Here is a 16,597-nt window from a genome sequence, read left to right as displayed (position 1 = left end):
TTATGAAATTTTGTTCAAATTGTGTAATGCCTGATACGAAGCCTGGTATTGTTCTTGATGAACGTGGTTTTTGTAATGCTTGTAGAACGAAAGAAGTTAAAGAGACAATTGATTGGAAAGGGCGGCGTAAAGAACTCGATAAAATAGTGGATGATATTAAAGCACAGAATAATCAGTTCTATGACTGTATTGTAGCGGTTAGTGGAGGGAAAGACAGTTGGTATCAAGCTGCTGTTTTGGCTGAAGAGTATGGCTTAAAAGTTCTATGTGTGACGCTAGCAGCACATGTTCCAACAACAGAAGGTATTGATAATTTAAATGAAATGATCAAAGACTTAAACGTCGATCATATGAAAATTACTATTAAGCCAAGTGTTTTCCGAAAAATTAGACAAAAGTGTTTCCTCCGCCAAGGTGAGCCTAATTGGGCGGAACACTGCGCTATGTTTTCAAGCGTAGTTAATACGGCCTTAATCTACGATGTTCCTTTGGTCGTATGGGGGGAAGATATTGCATTTGAGTTCGGTGGTTTGCAACGGACAGATAGCAAGCCTTCAGCTATTGCGATAAATAAAAGTGACCTTATTAAGGAAAAGACTATTCATGATTGGCTGGATAATGATATTTCAGAAAGAGATATTTTCTTCTATAAATATCCTGATTACCAGAAGTTACAAAACGCAGGCGTAAAGAGTATTTATCTTGGCCACTTCCTGCGCTGGTATGGAAGAAATAATTATGAATTTGTCAAAAAAAGAGGCTTTGTTGGCCGTCGAGCAGGTACACTTCCAGGCAACTTCCTTGATTATGACAATATTGATGAGAAGTTATGTGAAATTAATATATGGTTTAAGTATTTGAAGTTTGGGTTTTGGAGAGCTACAGATCAGACTTGCTATGATATTTGGAATGATAGAATGACTCGAAATGAAGCGATCGATATTGTCACAAGATTACAAGATGAGTTTCCAAGTAATGATTTTGAGCATTTCCTCCGATTTCACGATATTACAGAAGACCAGTTTTGGGAGACGGCTGAAAAATTTAGAAATCATGATATATGGGAACAATCGGAGGATGGTAAGTGGAAATTGAAGTATCACTTAAAAAAGAATTTGGAACATCTAAGTGATTAAGCGTATTTTAAAAAAACTAACTTTTCTCACAAGGGCTAATCGTATTGGTCCAGATATGCTTTTGACGCATTGGATGCTGCATTCTAGATGGTTGGGACGATTATTATGCGAAAAAAAGTTAAAATATCTTGGAGTTGGTGCTTCAATTAGGCCTGGAGCGTATGCCATAGAAACTCATAATATTTCACTGGGAAAAAATGTGGTTATAAGGCCTGGTTGTATGCTATTTTCTGATCCCCATTTAGGTGGTTCTGAAATTGTAATTGAAGATGATGTCTTAGTTGGTTCTTGCGTGCATATTTATGTTGATAATCATGCGTTTGGTAATATAGATAAACCAATATCTGAGCAAGGTTTTACTTCTTCTAAAACGGTAAAGATTAAAAAAGGTGCATGGGTTGGTGCTAATGTAACGGTATTGGCAGGAGTGACTATCGGAACTAATTCTGTAGTTGCGGCAGGATCAATTGTAACTAAGTCAGTACCTGATTATTGTGTTGTTGCAGGCAATCCGGCTAAATTAATTAGTGACAAAAATGCTCAATAATAGGTTGTAAAATAAATTCGGCTCGATTAATTATCTGAATAATAAACGATTGATTGTATAATCAAACAGCACATTACCGCTAGGTATCTTTTAATATTCACAAAAAGAAACAGGAATCAAGATGAACGTATTAGGTATATATGATGGGCATAACTCTTCGGCTTCATTGTCTATCAATGGGGAAGTTGTATGTGCAGTACAAGAAGAGAGATTTACCAAACGAAAGAATGAAGTGGGATTCCCTACTAATGCCGTAAGATACATTATGGAAAAGTTTGAACTTTGCAACGAAAACCTTGATATCGTTGCGATGTCCACGATAGATAGAACCGATATCAATAATATCAAATACCCGCTTGATACAGTTTTTGGTGTAAACGATCATATAGATATGATGAAGAATTATTGGAAGCCTAAACTTGCAGGTGATGAGTTTCCAAAGGATTATGTGAAAAAAGTTTTCAAAAATAAATTTGATAATGAGAAAACATTCTATAATATTCCTGATAGCTATTACGACCTTAGTGTCGAAGAAAAACAAGAAAAGGTAACAGAAGTAATTGTGCAAGATATTGCTCAATTTCTTAATATAAATAAAGAAAAGATAAAATTCTATGACCATCATACATGCCATGCAATGTATGGTTATTTTGCTAATACCAATAAGAAGAACAAAACGGCAGCAATAACAGTTGACGCATATGGTGACGGTAAAAACCAAACTGTCTGGAAAATTGAAAACGATAAATTTGAGCTGGTTAGCGAAAGCAGTCAATGTGAAATAGCGCGACTATACAGGATGGTAACACTGTACCTTCGAATGAAGCCGCTTGAACACGAATTTAAGGTGATGGGTTTAGCTCCTTATGCCAAAGAAAAATATTCAGATGAAGTGGTAACGATCTTTGAAGAGCTGTTAGATTTCGAAGGTATGAACGTTGTACATAAAAATAGACCAAATGACCTTTACGAATTTTTAAATGAAAAGCTACAATATTTCCGCTTTGATAATATTGCGGGTGGTATTCAACAGTATACAGAAAACATACTTACAGAAATGTTTTCAAGGGTTTACAAAGAAACTGGATTCACCAACTTTGTCTTTAGCGGCGGGGTAGCTATGAACGTCAAAGCAAGTAAAGCATTGGGGGAATTAGATTTTGTTGATGATTTGTTTGTTGCTGGTTCAGCTTCAGATGAGTCTCAATGTATTGGCGCATGTTATCTAGCAAACTATGAAAATGGCATTACAAACATGCCACTGGAAAGCCTATATTTAGGCACTGAAAATACAACAGATGAAGTTGAATCCTATATTTTAGAGTATAAGCTAGCTGAAAAATATGAGGTATCGGAAGCTACTAATGATCGAGTTGCCAAGTTGTTGGCAGATGGTGAAGTCGTATCAAGAGTATGTGGGAAAATGGAATTTGGTTCTCGTGCTTTAGGTAATCGAAGCATCCTGGCAAACCCATCTAACCCTAATATTATTCAACATATCAATGAGTTGATTAAGGGAAGAGACTTTTGGATGCCTTTCGCTGCAACTGTTTTGGACACTTTTTCAGATAAATATTTAGTGAACGATAAGAAATTTGATGCTAGATACATGGCTGTCGCTATGGATACAAGAAAAGAATATTTAAATGATATCAAAGCCGGTACTCACCCGTACGATGAAACGATAAGACCTCAGATTTTAACGAAGAAACAAAACAGCGAATACTATGAGTTAATTACGGCGTTTTCAAAACTTACCGGAATCGGGGCATTATTTAATACAAGCTATAACTTACATGGATTACCTGTTGTAAATGATATAGAGGATGCAATCCATGTATTTGAGAACTCTGGTTTACGTCACTTAGTACTTAATGACAAACTAATATCTAAAGTATAATAGTTATTGAAGTTTTTTAGAACGCCGAAATTTAAAATCTATATCTTTTTGGATGGATTTGTTTTTCGGCGTTTTATTGCCAATAAACTCGGCGTTTATTAGAGCATGATATATGGTTTCGATAAGATTCTGCTTTATTAATAATATGTCAATGAAAGTGATTGGGTTAATAATTTGGAAGATAGTTTAAGGCGAAGGTACCTTGTAAAACTTGGTTCAAGCATTACTTCTGGGCTAGTAAATGCTGGGATCTTGGTTTTAGTTCCTCGATTTCTCGGGCCCGCTGTGTTTGGTAATTATACTTACCTCACACAAATGTTTACTCAAATAATGGCTCTAATTGATGCTGGCACATCAACAGCCTTTTTTACGAAGCTCAGTGCAAATAAAGAAAAAAATGAAATAATAGTGTTTTACTCGACGGTTTGTCTTCTATTATTTCTAATCGTTAATACCGCTGTGTTCTGTGTTTGGCTTTTTGAACTTGGCTATATGTTCAATGGTGGAGTCTCTAATGCTGAAATAGCTTTGGCTGCATTATTTTGCTTCTTTGTTTGGTTATCTCAGGTAGCAATAAAAGCTGCTGATGCCTATGCATTAACTACTTCTATAGAGTTAGTTAAGATAATCTACAGGATCATGAGTTTGTGTTTTTTGTGGGTTTTAATTAAAGTTGTTAATATAAATGTCATTGGGTATTACCTCTTTAACATAATAATGCTGCTTGGTTTTATTATTGGTATGGCAGTTGCTTTTTATAGAAATAAAACATTGTTTAAAGGTGTTTTTTCAGTAAATGTAAAATGGAAAATTCAAATAAAATCATTCTTTGAATTTTCATATCCAATATTTCAATTTGGCCTGGTTGGTATTTTGTTTAATATATTTGATATATGGCTTCTTCAAAATAAGTCTGGTTCAATTGAAACTGGATTTTATGGTTTGTCTTTCTCAATTGCTACACTGTCTATTATATTTACGGCGTCAATGACACCAGTAATATCTAGAGAGTTTGCTAAATTCTACGGTCAGGGGAATATGAGCGAAGTGGCAAACTTATTTACTAAATATGTCCCTGTACTATTTTCACTTTCGGCATTTATTGGGTTCTTTATCTCTTTCAACAGTGATATATTTGTTCGGCTCTTTGCTGGTGATGAGTTTTACAATGCAAAATATAGTTTAATGATATTAGCTTTATACCCTATACATCAAACCTTTGGTCAACTTACCAGTTCTGTACTTTTTGCAATGAATAAAACTAAGATTTACAAAAATATTGGTTTTGTATTCTCAGTACTGGGCGGATTAGTCTCTGTTATAACGATATACCTATTAAATTTGGGAGCATATGGGTTGGCGATAAAAATGGTTTTAATTCAACTGGTTAGTGTTAATGTACAGTTGTTTTTTACTTGTCGGTATATTGGTGTTAAATTTTCTTTGATGATAAAGAATCAACTTATTTGCTGCTTGATTCTCTGTTTTATTGCTCTAGTGTCTTCTACTATTCCTACTATGGATATCTCACCATATATAGATTTGACTATTTATGCTGTTATATATGGGCTGTTATCTTTAATCGTCTTTTTTATCTTTCCTTCTCCTTTTGGCGTGGAGAGAAGTTCTATCAATGCACTTATTAATAGGGTAATTATGAACAGAGGTTCTGGTGAGTAAATTACACGGTAATTATCGTCATGTTTATATATGTGATGCACTGTCTTCTTGGCTGAATATTTCAAATGAATATGATTCAGATTTAGACTTGGTTCTAACTTTTGACTTTGCGTTAGTAAAATATCTAGATTCTAAAAATGCAATGTATATCGATCACCTTATTGATAACAAAGTGATGGAGTCTGAAAATCATAATATTTATAGGTTCTTTGAATCTTGGCATTATGATGAGAATGGAAATGACTTATTTAATTATAAAGGTGTTGATTTCGGAATTTCATTCAGGTTGGAATATTGGAATGATTATACTTATATAATTAGACTCATTTTGAATATGGACGCTTTGAGTTCAATTGAGAGTAAGAAAATTATTGTATGCTCTAATGATAAATATGTATTTAGTGCGCTTGATATATTAAGTCTGAAATATGAAGTTGTAAAATTAAGAAATGATCAGGAAAATGGTGGATATTACTTTCCGATAGCTCAGTGGTTGGATTCTAAAATAAGACCGAATGGTTTTACTTACTTTAAATATAAGTTACGTTCCATTGTTGGAAATCTCCATTCTAGAGTTGCACATATTTTTGATAAGACAATAAATAAAAATAAAAAGTATATTTGTATACAGCAGTACCATCCAACTAAACCCATTATTAATGGTATGTTGAAAAATAAAAATATACAAGTTGTAAAAACTAACTTCAATAATGTGAAAGATATTATTAATATATCTGACTATAGAATAATTCCAGAGCCTATTTTCAATGGCGCGTTTGGTCTTGAAATAAGCGAGATTCTTCTTAATTATAATAGGGGGATACATTCAAGGTTAATTTTAAATAATGGCCTGGATATTACTTCAGTCGTAACGTCTATTATTAATAGCAGAGTAGAGTCATGTATAGAAGATTATGTTTCAAGTCTAAATAATTACATTAGATATGTTAGAAATAATCAATTAGACTTGCATGTGATTATTTCCAATCTTGGTAAAAATGTCACGTTATTGGATTGTGTTTGCCGTGCTGAAGGTAAACCTACGTTTCTTATCATTAATGGCATGCTCGGCCCCGATTATTCGGACGAAAGTAAACTAGCATCTCATATCAATTGTTACTCGAATAGTATAAAGGTGAATTATTTTAATAATGATGACCATGTTGTATGTTTAGGTGATCCAAGAATGGATGCATATTATGGTTTAACGAATGAAATTAATTATGAACAGCCGGTGCTTGTTATAGGGACCTCTGGTTTTAATAGTGTCGACCTTAATTCATATGTTGCGGTTGAGTTTGATTTTATGTTTGATGTTCTTTCTGCTGCTGAGCGATTTGGTCAATTCGATAAAATTATAATCAAGTGTAGACCGAATGGATATAAAAAACAATACGAGAAATTTGTCAGTGAATATTTCCCTAATGTTGATGTGAAAATCGTCGATAATATATCTATGATGGATGCATTGAGGCTATCAGATTTTTACGTTTCAATATATTCACAAACATTGATCGAAGCGTCTAGTCTCGGTGTTCCTTCTCTATATTATAGAAAGGACAATGAATTTGGTGCCCCACCTTTTGATAATAAATCAGAACTTGTTACCGTTGACAATATTCCTGATTTATTACAAGCGATGATAGATTTTAAATCAAGAGACTCAAGATACGATACGTTCCTTGATAAAAATATACTCGAAAAATATGTAGGCCCACTCGATGGAAAGAGCTTAGAGCGTAATGTTAACTATATAAATATGCTAATAGGTGCTAATGATGCTCAATAGTATAAAAGATGGTATTCGTTGGTTTATTTATGCATTAAAATACCGAAGAGCAAAAGTGTATTTTGGTTCAACGCTTTCAGCGAATTGTAGCTTGTCACAATACTCGGTAGTGTTTTCTGGTGTTACACTTATTGATGTAGCGGTTGATACCGGAACTTATGTACAAACTGCGAGTACTATACTTCATTCTGACATTGGGAAATATTGTTCTATTGCGAGTAATGTATCTATTGGCTTAATTGATCATCCAATGACCTACCTTAGTACAAATCCCATGTTTTATGACGCATCACAGCCGCTTCCAAGATTTTACACAAGTAGCTTAAGGTCAAAAAAACCTACGAGAACTACGATTGGAAGTGATGTATGGATCGCGGACTCTGCTTTTATCAAGTCTGGTGTAATCGTAGGTCATGGTGCAATAGTGGCCGCTGGGTCAATAGTGGTGAACGATGTCGAACCGTATAGTATCGTAGGAGGAAATCCAGCTCGCCATCTCAGATACCGTTTTGACAAGTCTTTGATCGAAAAACTTCTTCAAAGTCAATGGTGGGAACTTGATAGCGATGTATTGGAACGCTATTCTGAGTACTTTCAAGATCCGGATGAGTTTATAAAACAAATCAAAAGAGTTTAATACATGCTTTCATGCAAATCTGTTCGTCGAGCTAAAAGGGTTATCCGAACTACTATTTTTAACTTACTTTTTTCTCGAAGATTTAAAAAGTTTGGGGAAAAGGTATCGATTTATCGACCTGATATAATTGAGGGAGAAGACTGTATTAGCATTGGTGATGGTGTCTCTATAAACTCTATGTGTTGGTTAATGGCTTTGGACTCTGATTCTGATGTGGAAATTGAAATAGGTAGCAACACTTATATTGGGCGTTTTTCTCATATTGTGGCTGCCAAAGGTATTTATATCGGGAGTGATGTTTTGATTGCCGACAAGGTTTACATTTCTGATAACATTCATGATTACAAGAATACTGATCTTCCAATTATTCAGCAACCAGTTCTTTCCTGCGGAATAGTTTCGATTGGTAATGGAGCTTGGATCGGTGAAAACGTATCAATTATTGGCTGTTCTGTTGGTAAAAATAGCGTTATTGGTGCAAATTCTGTTGTTACTTCAGATATACCAGACTTTTCGGTAGCAGTTGGTTCTCCTGCAAAAGTTATAAAACGCTACAGTGTTGAACGACAAATGTGGGAGCGTGTATGATGTTTCAAGGTAAAGATATTTTATTTATTGCGCCTGTATTTTATGGGTATGAGAAACATATTACTGATGCGCTCACTTCACTGGGGGCTAAAGTTACATTTCTACCAGAAATGGACAATTCTTTTCTTTCTAGAGTCGCTAAGAAAGTAAGCTCTAATTATTGGAGTCGCTTACAAAGAAAAAACCTTAAAAAAATATCCACTGCTGCGAATAATGATGATTTCGACTATGTTTTCATAATCAGGGGGGCTGGGTTAACTACTGATTTTATGAAATATTTAAAACTTAGCCAAGCTAATGCTAAATTTTTTCTATATCAATGGGACTCTTATAGGCAGAATGATTATAGAGATATTATCCCCTATTTTGACTTTGTGTCATCTTTTGATGTTGCAGACTCAAAAGAGCTAAATATTCCGTATCAACCACTGTTTTATTTGCCTATTTATGAAGGGGTAGGGTTGTCAAAAGGCGACGAAAAGAAATATGACCTCAGTTTTGTTGGTGCCTATCATAGCGATCGATTAAATATTATTAAATTTTTTGATAAGGAAATGGAGAAAGATGGGCTGAAGTTTCATTACCATTTATATTTGAAAAAAATCCCTCTTCTAGTGAGGTTAATTAGCGGCGAGATTTCACTTAGGGATGTTAAATATATTAAGACATACTCACTTACTATGAAGGACGTCGTTGATAACTACTCATTTAGTAAAGCTGTTCTTGATGTGGAGTTAAATATCCAAACAGGGCTTAGTATGCGCACTTTTGAGGTTTTAGGTTCAGGGTTGAAATTGATAACAACCAATCATAACATATTAGAACACGATTTTTATGATATGAAAAATATGGCCGTAATCGATCGTAATAAGCTTCATTATGATAGTGACTTGTTTTCTGATAGGGGGTCTATAATGGAAACTGATATCAGTAACTATAGTATTTTTGGGTGGATCGATCGGGTTTTTGATGTTAATGAATCGAAGGGTGATAGAATATGATTAAGGTTCTTGTAACAGGGGCCAGGGGGTTCCTTGGGAAGGAGTTCAGTGCGGCAGTAAATAAAACCCCTAACTCTAAGCTATTTACATTTAATCGAGAGAATAATATTGATGAACTGCATGCCATGGTTGAAGAGTCTGATATCATTTACCACTTCGCAGGCGAGGTGAGACCTAATAGTGATGAAGCGGAGTTTGAGCGTAGCAATGTAGGGTTAACTCAAATTATTATTGATAGTATTCGCAAGGCTGAAAAGGCGATACCAATTGTGTTTGCTTCCAGTGTACATGCTAGTGCACCAAAGAATGGCTACGGTCAGACAAAGCAACAAGCCGAGATTTTGTTGAAAAAATATTGTGAGACTAGTTGTGCAAAGGTTTGGGTTTATCGGTTACCACACATGTTTGGCCCTGGGAGTAAGCCAAACCACAACTCTGCGATCGCGACTTGGATGCATAATCTTAATAATGATAAGGAAATTGTTGTTTATGATCGTAACTATCCTATGACTTACTGTTATTCACTAGACTTGATGTCCGATTTAGTTACTCACTTAAATGAACGTGTTAGTGCTGGTTACGAGTTGTTATCTCCGACAACTGTGTATAATACGACGCTTGGTGAGGTAGAGGATACACTTCGTAGTTTTACTGAAAGTAATAACGTTTCAGTTGAAATGAGTAGTTTTAAAAGAAAGTTATTTGATACTTATTGTTCTTTTTCTCGCGTCTAAGATTGTACTTATTAGCGTTATTTTTATATGGAGTTTATATGAAAGTCGTATTGCTTGCCGGAGGCTTTGGCACTCGATTAAGTGAAGAAACAGATATTCGCCCAAAACCGATGGTTGAGATTGGTGGCAAGCCGATTTTGTGGCATATAATGAAAATGTATTCACAGCACGGATTTAACGAATTCGTTATCCTGTTGGGTTATAAAGGCTATTACATTAAAGAATATTTTGCTAATTACTTCCTACATCAAAGTGATGTTACGATCGACCTATCTACAAATGAAATGCAGATCCATAAAAACACGTCGGAACCTTGGAAGGTGACTCTGCTTGATACTGGGTTACATACCATGACAGGTGGTCGTATTAAACGAGCACAAGAAGTTATCGGTAATGAATCCTTCATGCTAACTTATGGAGATGGTGTGTCAGATGTCGATATCACCAAATTGGTCGAGTTTCATAAATCCCATGGAAAATCTATTTCAATGACGTCAGTCCAGCCGGATGGTCGTTTTGGTGCTTTGGAAATCAATGACTCTGTAGTTAAAAATTTTGCAGAAAAACCAAAGGGCGATGGCTCATGGATTAATGGGGGCTTCTTTGTATGTAACCCAAATGTTTTTGATTACATTACCGGTGGTGATAGCACTGTATTTGAGCAAGAACCGTTACAGAAATTGGCACAAGACAGTGAGCTAATGGCGTTTAAGCATGATGGGTTCTGGAAGTGTATGGACTCTTTAAATGACAAGCAAAAGCTCAATGAAATGTTTGTGAGTAATAAAGCTAAATGGAAAACATGGTAATCACAATGTTTGCAGATATATACAAAGATAAACGAGTCCTTGTTACAGGACATACTGGCTTCAAAGGTACTTGGTTAACCGCATGGCTTTTGAAGTTAGGAGCTAAGGTTTGTGGTGTGTCTAAAGATATTCCAACAACGCCTTCAATGTTTCAAGAGTTAAAACTTGATCAGAAAATCGAGCACCATATTGCTGATGTCCGCGATCTCGCGACGCTAAAATCTATCTTGATAGAGTTTAAGCCTGATTTTGTATTCCATCTCGCAGCACAGCCTATCGTTTCCCTTTCTTACAGCGATCCTTTAGAGACCATTACGTCAAATGTAGTTGGTACCGCGAATGTTCTTGAAGTACTTAGACAATATAATGAACGCTGTAATGCGGTAATTATTACGAGTGATAAGTGCTACGAAAATGTTGAGTGGGTTTGGGGGTATAAGGAAACTGACCACCTTGGTGGAAAAGATATTTATAGTGGCTCTAAAGGTGCCGCAGAAGTTATCTTCCATGCTTATCAAAATTCATTTTTCTCGAGCCCTGATAGCAAAGTAAGGCTAGCAACGGGTCGGGCTGGCAATGTGATCGGCGGCGGTGATTGGGCGGCAGATCGAATTGTCGCTGATTGTATGAAAGCGTGGAGTGAAAAACGCTTAGTCGAGATCCGATGCCCTAATGCGACCCGTCCATGGCAACATGTTTTGGAACCGTTAAGTGGTTATTTAGCTTTAGGGCAGGCATTAGACAATGATATTAAACACCACGGCGAGCAGTACAACTTTGGGCCTAAATCAGAACAAAATCATACCGTTGTCGATTTGCTTTCCGATCTGAGTGCATACTGGGATTTCGATGGTAAGGAAAAAGCGTATGAGGTGACTGATAATATTCCCTTTCATGAGGCGGGTTTACTAAAACTTAACTGTGATAAGGCATTGTTCCATCTTCATTGGGAAGCAAACCTTAACTATAAGCAGTGCATCAAATTTGTTAGCGAATGGTACTTTAAGTTTTACGAAGGTCGTGCTGATATGATGATGTTCACTGAACAACAGATTGATGAATACCAACAGTCGGCGATAGATCAAGAGCTATCATGGAGTAAGTAGATGATTGAGGGTGTTGTTTATACTCCTTTACTACGCATAGAGCATCCTAAAGGAGATATTTTTCGGGGGCTTAAAGCTTCTGAGCCGAGCTTCTCTTCTTTTGGAGAGGCTTACTTTAGTAGTATCACTAATGGTGAAATTAAAGGGTGGAAGAAGCATCGTAAAATGGTGCTTAATTTAATCGTTCCGGTTGGGGCGATTAAGTTTGTCATTTATGATGATCGACCTGATTCTTCAACTTATGGCCAATTCAGTCGTTTTACTCTTAGTCCAGAAAACTATGCTAGGTTAACGGTACCTCATGGTGTTTGGTTGGCATTTCAAGGTGTAGGCTGTGAACTGAATTTACTTCTGAATATTGCGAGTATCGAGCATGATCCTGAAGAAAGTATGAGCCAACCTATTAGTCAAGTTGAGTATAACTGGAGTGACGAATGAAAATTCTTATCACTGGAGGCCTAGGGAATTTAGGAAGTTGGCTAACCAAGCATTTTCTGAATGATCATCAGGTTACCGTGTTATCGAGAAATGAGTCCTTCAGCATTACACACCCTAATTATAGATTTATTCAAGCTGACTTAACTGACTTAGAGTTACTTCGTGATGCGGTTGATTGTTACTATGATGTTTGTATTCATACAGCAAGTTTCAACGAGCACTTTAAAGAAAACTACGCAAAGGATGCTTTGTTAATCAATGCGCTTGGTACTGAATATTTATGCCAAGTATTGAAACGCCACGGTGTTGGGAAGTTAATCTATTTTAGTACATTCCATGTGTATGGCGCGAGTGATGGTTTTGTGGACGAAAAAAGTGAGGTAAGACCTGCAAATGACTATGGTCTTACCCATTACTTTGCTGAAAAGTATATTGAGAAGCATCAAAGAGCTTCTGGTCTCAACTATGTGATTTTAAGGTTAACAAATAGCTACGGCTGCCCAAGCACTGTTGATACTAATAAATGGTACCTAGTTCTTAACGATCTTTGTCGACAAGCATTCCGAACAAGTAAAATTGTGCTGTTGGGTAATGGGCTAGCGCGTAGGGATTACATTTGGATGGGTGATGTAGTTCGGGTTGTTGATAAGTTAATTCACAGCTCAACTCGAAATGAGGTCTTGAACTTATCTTCTGGTATCACACTATCAGTGCTCGACTTGGTGAGTCGAGTTCGTCGTCAGTTCGGTGAAAATAATATCGATCTCGAAGTTAATCATTCTGATTCGACAAAACCAATGCCTTTGACGGTTTCTAATGAAAAAATTATGACTGTTATTGATTATTCATTTGAAGATAAAGTTGATGAAGAAATTATAAGCATTTTATCATTACTGAGAGCAGATAATGAGCACTAATCCTGTCGTTAGTATTGTTATACCTATGTATAACGCAGAGAGTTATATACGTGAGACTTTGATTTCAATAGCAAATCAAACTTATGATAGTTATGAAGTTATCGTTGTAGATAATGCTTCAACGGACAGTAGTCTTGCTCTTGTCAATGAGTTTTCTGACCAGTTCTCTAAGCTTAATGTAATCAAGCGGGAGAACAATTCTGGTGGACCCGCAGCCCCACGTAATGATGGCATTGAACAAGCAAATGGCGAGCTAATTGCTTTTGTTGATGCTGATGATGTTTGGGAACCATCGAAACTGGAAGAACAAGTGAAGTGTTATATTGAAGATGATGCAAACTTGATTTGTACCAATTCTCGCTATATCGATGAGGAATCTGAATTTCTTAACAAGGCGACTGGTGAGAAACCCAAAAAGAACCGCACTTACGGATTAAAAGCTCTCCTATTCCGAAATACAATTACGACTTCGTCTGTGGTTGTTTCTAAAGGGCTTCTAGGTGACTCGCGCTTTAATGAAAGTAAAGAGATGAACACGTGTGAAGATTATTTACTTTGGTTAACTGTGCTGAACAAAGAAGCGAGTCATTTGATTCACCTCGGCTCTCCGTTGGTCAGATATCGTGTAATGGCGAGTTCTTTGGGGCACAATGCCGGAAAAAGAGCGCTTGCTCTAAGATCGTTAATGGCGAGCAGCCAATTTCTTATTGAATCAAAACAAGAAAAATATGTCTTTATTGTACTTTTTTCAAATCTCTTAAGATTCGCACGGCTATCTCTGTTGGGGTTGAAATGATGAATATGAACGAAGTGTTATATTTGGGGTTGGCTTAGTTTAAAAAGAGTATACATAGTTATTGTCTCTTGGTTTTCTATTCTCACCTCTAGAAGCTCGCAAAGCATAACTTGGCCAAAGATCGGAATAGAAAGGCCATTATCTTGCAGTTTGGAAGTGATGTTCGTCCAATGTTGGTGTTTTCTGATTTGGTCATCGTTCCTACGTTAGGTTGGAGATGCCCTGACAAAGGCTAAGTGGAACTAGAACGAGTGGTTAATTTGATGCGACAAAAATGAGATAAGCTAGGCATCTATGATGTATTACCTGGTCTAATGAGGCTGGCGCAGAACAACAACATTGATGAGTCTAGTCTAGAACTATTAGCAAGAACCGATAGACAGATGCTCGATAAGCTTTGCTTCAAAGATTACTTTAAGTATATCGTTAGGGGGCGGGTGGTGAGTGTGTATTGGATAAGAGCCGCATAACGTGGCTCTTTTTGGTAGTATGAGCTTAAGTAATCATGAGAGATAGTGTTAGTGACATTTTTAAATCCAATTTGGACTATGCCAAGGCTATTAAAGCGCATTGTGAGCGTGTGTATTGATCTTGCTTTTATCGGTCTTGCCTTTTGGGGGAGCTTTTACGTACGTTTAGGTTATTTAGATGGCTATATTAATGAATCAGATTATTGGCGATTGTTAGCGTTAGTTGAACTATTTACATTATTACTATTTGCACAAAGTGGTTTGTATCGAGCTATATTACGTTATTTAAGTTTATATGCAGTCGTAAGCATTTGCATCTCCGCAGCGGTGTCTGCGTTATCATTTGTACTGTTTGCTTACTATGACCAGACGTTTTTGCCTCGTTCTGTACCTATTATTTACGCGACTTTTATCGTTTTGCTTTGTGGAGGCTCACGTTTAGTTGTGCGTTTGCTAGTTTCTGAACTAATTGGTAGGCACAAAGAACCAGTGCTTATCTATGGAGCCGGCTCTGCTGGAAGGCAGCTAGCGAATGTTCTTTGTCAAGGCAATGACTATAATCCAGTTGTATTTATTGACGACAATAGAAAAATTCATAAGACCAGTATTCAGGGGATTCCTGTCTATAGGCGTAAATATCTTGATCGCATGGTAAAAAAACATCGTATTAAAAAAGTGTTATTGGCAATGCCGTCTGCAAGTCGCACTGAGCGCAGAGAGGTCATTGAGTCCATTGTCGATAAGCATCTAGATGTGCTGACAATCCCAAACTTTGCAGACATTGTTAATGGGAAGATCTCGATTGATCAACTTAAAGAAGTTGAGATAGAAGATCTGTTGGGGCGCGATTCAGTTGTTCCTGAACAATCGCTACTTTCTGCAAACATTTCTAATAAAGTTGTCATGGTTACTGGCGCTGGTGGCTCTATCGGATCGGAGCTTTGTCGTCAAATCTTAACTCAAGAACCAACAAAACTGATTCTGTTTGAGCTTTCTGAGTTCGGCTTATATCAAATAGATAAAGAGCTATCAGAGTACGCTCTGCTTCATGCGATTGACTGTGAAATTGTCACTATTTTAGGTTCAGTTCAGCGAAGTGATCGCTTACTTTCAGTTATGGAGTCGTTCAAGGTTCAGACGGTTTACCATGCTGCCGCGTACAAGCACGTTCCATTAGTGGAGTACAATGTGGTGGAAGGCGTTCGCAATAACGTCTTTGGTACTTACTACACCGCAAAAGCCGCGATTGAGGCCGGAGTTGAATCCTTTGTACTTATTTCAACAGACAAAGCGGTGCGCCCAACTAATGTAATGGGCACTACCAAGCGTATGGCCGAACTGGGTTTGCAAGCACTTGCAGAGCAAGAAACGGAAAAAGAAAAGGGCACCCGGTTCGCTATGGTTCGCTTTGGTAATGTGCTTGGTTCTTCAGGTTCGGTGATCCCACTATTCAAAAAACAGATTGCCGAAGGTAAACCAATCACAGTTACTCACCCCGATATCATCCGCTACTTCATGACTATCCCTGAAGCTGCGCAACTGGTTATCCAAGCCGGTGCGATGGGTAAAGGTGGTGATGTGTTTGTACTCGATATGGGCGAGCCAGTTAGGATTGTCGATCTAGCGACGAACCTGATTCAGCTGTCTGGCCTTGAAGTGAAATCTGCTGAAAACCCACATGGCGATGTGGAAATTAAGTTCACAGGTCTTCGCCCTGGTGAAAAGCTTTTCGAGGAGTTGCTGATTGGAGACAATGTGGTTCAGACTCAACATCAACGAATCATGAGTGCCAATGAAAGCTATTTAGCGCTTGATGAGTTTTCTGTTGTACTCGATAGGCTCGATAAAGCGTGCCATGAACTTAAGCATCAAGATATTCGCGATATTTTTCTGGAAACGCCAACGGGGTTCAATCCGACAGATGGGATTGGAGATTTGGTTTGGAATGTGAAGAATAAAATATAAGAACTCAATGACACCATTATTTAGGCTGGTCTTTAAGTGAATGGTGTTAATTGACAAAGTAAAGTTCAACCAGTAACAGCGGGG

At 37.0% G+C, this 16,597-nt stretch carries 15 protein-coding genes; all 15 read left to right on the top strand.

Annotated features, from left to right (window positions below; all coding sequences use genetic code 11):
- The first annotated feature begins 2 nt into the window (after positions 1 to 2).
- Positions 3 to 1,136, top strand: a complete 1,134-nt coding sequence (locus tag VTAP4600_RS14070; protein WP_102523367.1) for an N-acetyl sugar amidotransferase — start codon at positions 3 to 5, stop codon at positions 1,134 to 1,136.
- A complete protein-coding gene (locus tag VTAP4600_RS26540; protein WP_102523366.1) occupies positions 1,129 to 1,683 on the top strand; it encodes an acyltransferase in 555 nt (184 codons plus the stop codon). The genes VTAP4600_RS14070 and VTAP4600_RS26540 overlap by 8 nt, the downstream gene beginning before the upstream one ends.
- A 121-nt stretch (positions 1,684 to 1,804) precedes the next feature.
- Complete coding sequence (locus tag VTAP4600_RS14060) at positions 1,805 to 3,583, top strand: carbamoyltransferase C-terminal domain-containing protein (RefSeq protein WP_102523365.1); 1,779 nt, start codon at positions 1,805 to 1,807, stop codon at positions 3,581 to 3,583.
- Positions 3,584 to 3,757: 174 nt separating this feature from the next.
- Entirely contained in the window at positions 3,758 to 5,263 is a 1,506-nt protein-coding gene (locus VTAP4600_RS14055; protein WP_102523364.1) for a lipopolysaccharide biosynthesis protein, read from the top strand.
- Positions 5,256 to 7,052, top strand: coding sequence for a hypothetical protein (locus VTAP4600_RS14050; RefSeq protein WP_102523363.1), 1,797 nt, complete (start codon positions 5,256 to 5,258; stop codon positions 7,050 to 7,052). Before VTAP4600_RS14055 ends, VTAP4600_RS14050 begins: the two co-directional genes overlap by 8 nt.
- Positions 7,039 to 7,689 (top strand): CatB-related O-acetyltransferase, encoded by a 651-nt coding sequence (locus VTAP4600_RS26280; RefSeq protein WP_102523362.1) that lies wholly within the window; start codon positions 7,039 to 7,041, stop codon positions 7,687 to 7,689. The genes VTAP4600_RS14050 and VTAP4600_RS26280 overlap by 14 nt, the downstream gene beginning before the upstream one ends.
- Before the next feature lie 3 nt (positions 7,690 to 7,692).
- Entirely contained in the window at positions 7,693 to 8,277 is a 585-nt protein-coding gene (locus VTAP4600_RS14040) for an acyltransferase (RefSeq protein ID WP_102523361.1), read from the top strand.
- Positions 8,274 to 9,278, top strand: coding sequence for a WaaS/CpsH family glycosyltransferase (locus VTAP4600_RS14035; protein ID WP_102523360.1), 1,005 nt, complete (start codon positions 8,274 to 8,276; stop codon positions 9,276 to 9,278). The genes VTAP4600_RS14040 and VTAP4600_RS14035 overlap by 4 nt, the downstream gene beginning before the upstream one ends.
- Positions 9,275 to 10,012, top strand: coding sequence for an NAD-dependent epimerase/dehydratase family protein (locus VTAP4600_RS14030; protein WP_102523359.1), 738 nt, complete (start codon positions 9,275 to 9,277; stop codon positions 10,010 to 10,012). The genes VTAP4600_RS14035 and VTAP4600_RS14030 overlap by 4 nt, the downstream gene beginning before the upstream one ends.
- Before the next feature lie 38 nt (positions 10,013 to 10,050).
- Positions 10,051 to 10,821 carry a glucose-1-phosphate cytidylyltransferase gene (gene rfbF / locus VTAP4600_RS14025; RefSeq protein WP_102523358.1) on the top strand — a complete coding sequence of 257 codons (771 nt, stop codon included), beginning with the start codon at positions 10,051 to 10,053 and terminating at the stop codon, positions 10,819 to 10,821.
- A gap of 5 nt (positions 10,822 to 10,826) precedes the next feature.
- The gene (gene rfbG / locus VTAP4600_RS14020; RefSeq protein ID WP_102524003.1) at positions 10,827 to 11,927 is read left to right on the top strand and encodes a CDP-glucose 4,6-dehydratase; all 1,101 of its coding nucleotides are present in this window, start codon (positions 10,827 to 10,829) and stop codon (positions 11,925 to 11,927) included.
- Positions 11,928 to 12,365, top strand: a complete 438-nt coding sequence (locus tag VTAP4600_RS14015; RefSeq protein WP_102523357.1) for a dTDP-4-dehydrorhamnose 3,5-epimerase family protein — start codon at positions 11,928 to 11,930, stop codon at positions 12,363 to 12,365.
- Positions 12,362 to 13,282 carry an NAD-dependent epimerase/dehydratase family protein gene (locus tag VTAP4600_RS14010; RefSeq protein ID WP_102523356.1) on the top strand — a complete coding sequence of 307 codons (921 nt, stop codon included), beginning with the start codon at positions 12,362 to 12,364 and terminating at the stop codon, positions 13,280 to 13,282. Before VTAP4600_RS14015 ends, VTAP4600_RS14010 begins: the two co-directional genes overlap by 4 nt.
- On the top strand, positions 13,272 to 14,078 hold the full coding sequence (locus tag VTAP4600_RS14005) for a glycosyltransferase family 2 protein (RefSeq protein WP_102523355.1): 807 nt from the start codon (positions 13,272 to 13,274) through the stop codon (positions 14,076 to 14,078). Before VTAP4600_RS14010 ends, VTAP4600_RS14005 begins: the two co-directional genes overlap by 11 nt.
- A gap of 521 nt (positions 14,079 to 14,599) precedes the next feature.
- A complete protein-coding gene (locus VTAP4600_RS14000) occupies positions 14,600 to 16,513 on the top strand; it encodes a polysaccharide biosynthesis protein (protein ID WP_102524002.1) in 1,914 nt (637 codons plus the stop codon).
- Positions 16,514 to 16,597 lie beyond the last annotated feature (84 nt).

The organism is Vibrio tapetis subsp. tapetis (assembly GCF_900233005.1).
Taxonomy (GTDB): Bacteria; Pseudomonadota; Gammaproteobacteria; order Enterobacterales; family Vibrionaceae; genus Vibrio; species Vibrio tapetis.
The sequence above is the reverse complement of the archived record's forward strand: the minus strand, read 5'-3'. Positions and strand labels throughout refer to the sequence as shown.

Bases quoted from the DNA above. Each gene is read 5' to 3' on its own strand.
- VTAP4600_RS14070 (WP_102523367.1), top strand. From the start codon at position 3: ATGAAATTTTGTTCAAATTGTGTAATGCCTGATACGAAGCCTGGTATT.
- VTAP4600_RS14060 (WP_102523365.1), top strand. From the start codon at position 1,805: ATGAACGTATTAGGTATATATGATGGGCATAACTCTTCGGCTTCATTG.
- VTAP4600_RS26280 (WP_102523362.1), top strand. From the start codon at position 7,039: ATGATGCTCAATAGTATAAAAGATGGTATTCGTTGGTTTATTTATGCA.
- VTAP4600_RS14040 (WP_102523361.1), top strand. From the start codon at position 7,693: ATGCTTTCATGCAAATCTGTTCGTCGAGCTAAAAGGGTTATCCGAACT.
- VTAP4600_RS14035 (WP_102523360.1), top strand. From the start codon at position 8,274: ATGATGTTTCAAGGTAAAGATATTTTATTTATTGCGCCTGTATTTTAT.
- VTAP4600_RS14030 (WP_102523359.1), top strand. From the start codon at position 9,275: ATGATTAAGGTTCTTGTAACAGGGGCCAGGGGGTTCCTTGGGAAGGAG.
- rfbF (WP_102523358.1), top strand. From the start codon at position 10,051: ATGAAAGTCGTATTGCTTGCCGGAGGCTTTGGCACTCGATTAAGTGAA.
- rfbG (WP_102524003.1), top strand. From the start codon at position 10,827: ATGTTTGCAGATATATACAAAGATAAACGAGTCCTTGTTACAGGACAT.
- VTAP4600_RS14015 (WP_102523357.1), top strand. From the start codon at position 11,928: ATGATTGAGGGTGTTGTTTATACTCCTTTACTACGCATAGAGCATCCT.
- VTAP4600_RS14010 (WP_102523356.1), top strand. From the start codon at position 12,362: ATGAAAATTCTTATCACTGGAGGCCTAGGGAATTTAGGAAGTTGGCTA.
- VTAP4600_RS14005 (WP_102523355.1), top strand. From the start codon at position 13,272: ATGAGCACTAATCCTGTCGTTAGTATTGTTATACCTATGTATAACGCA.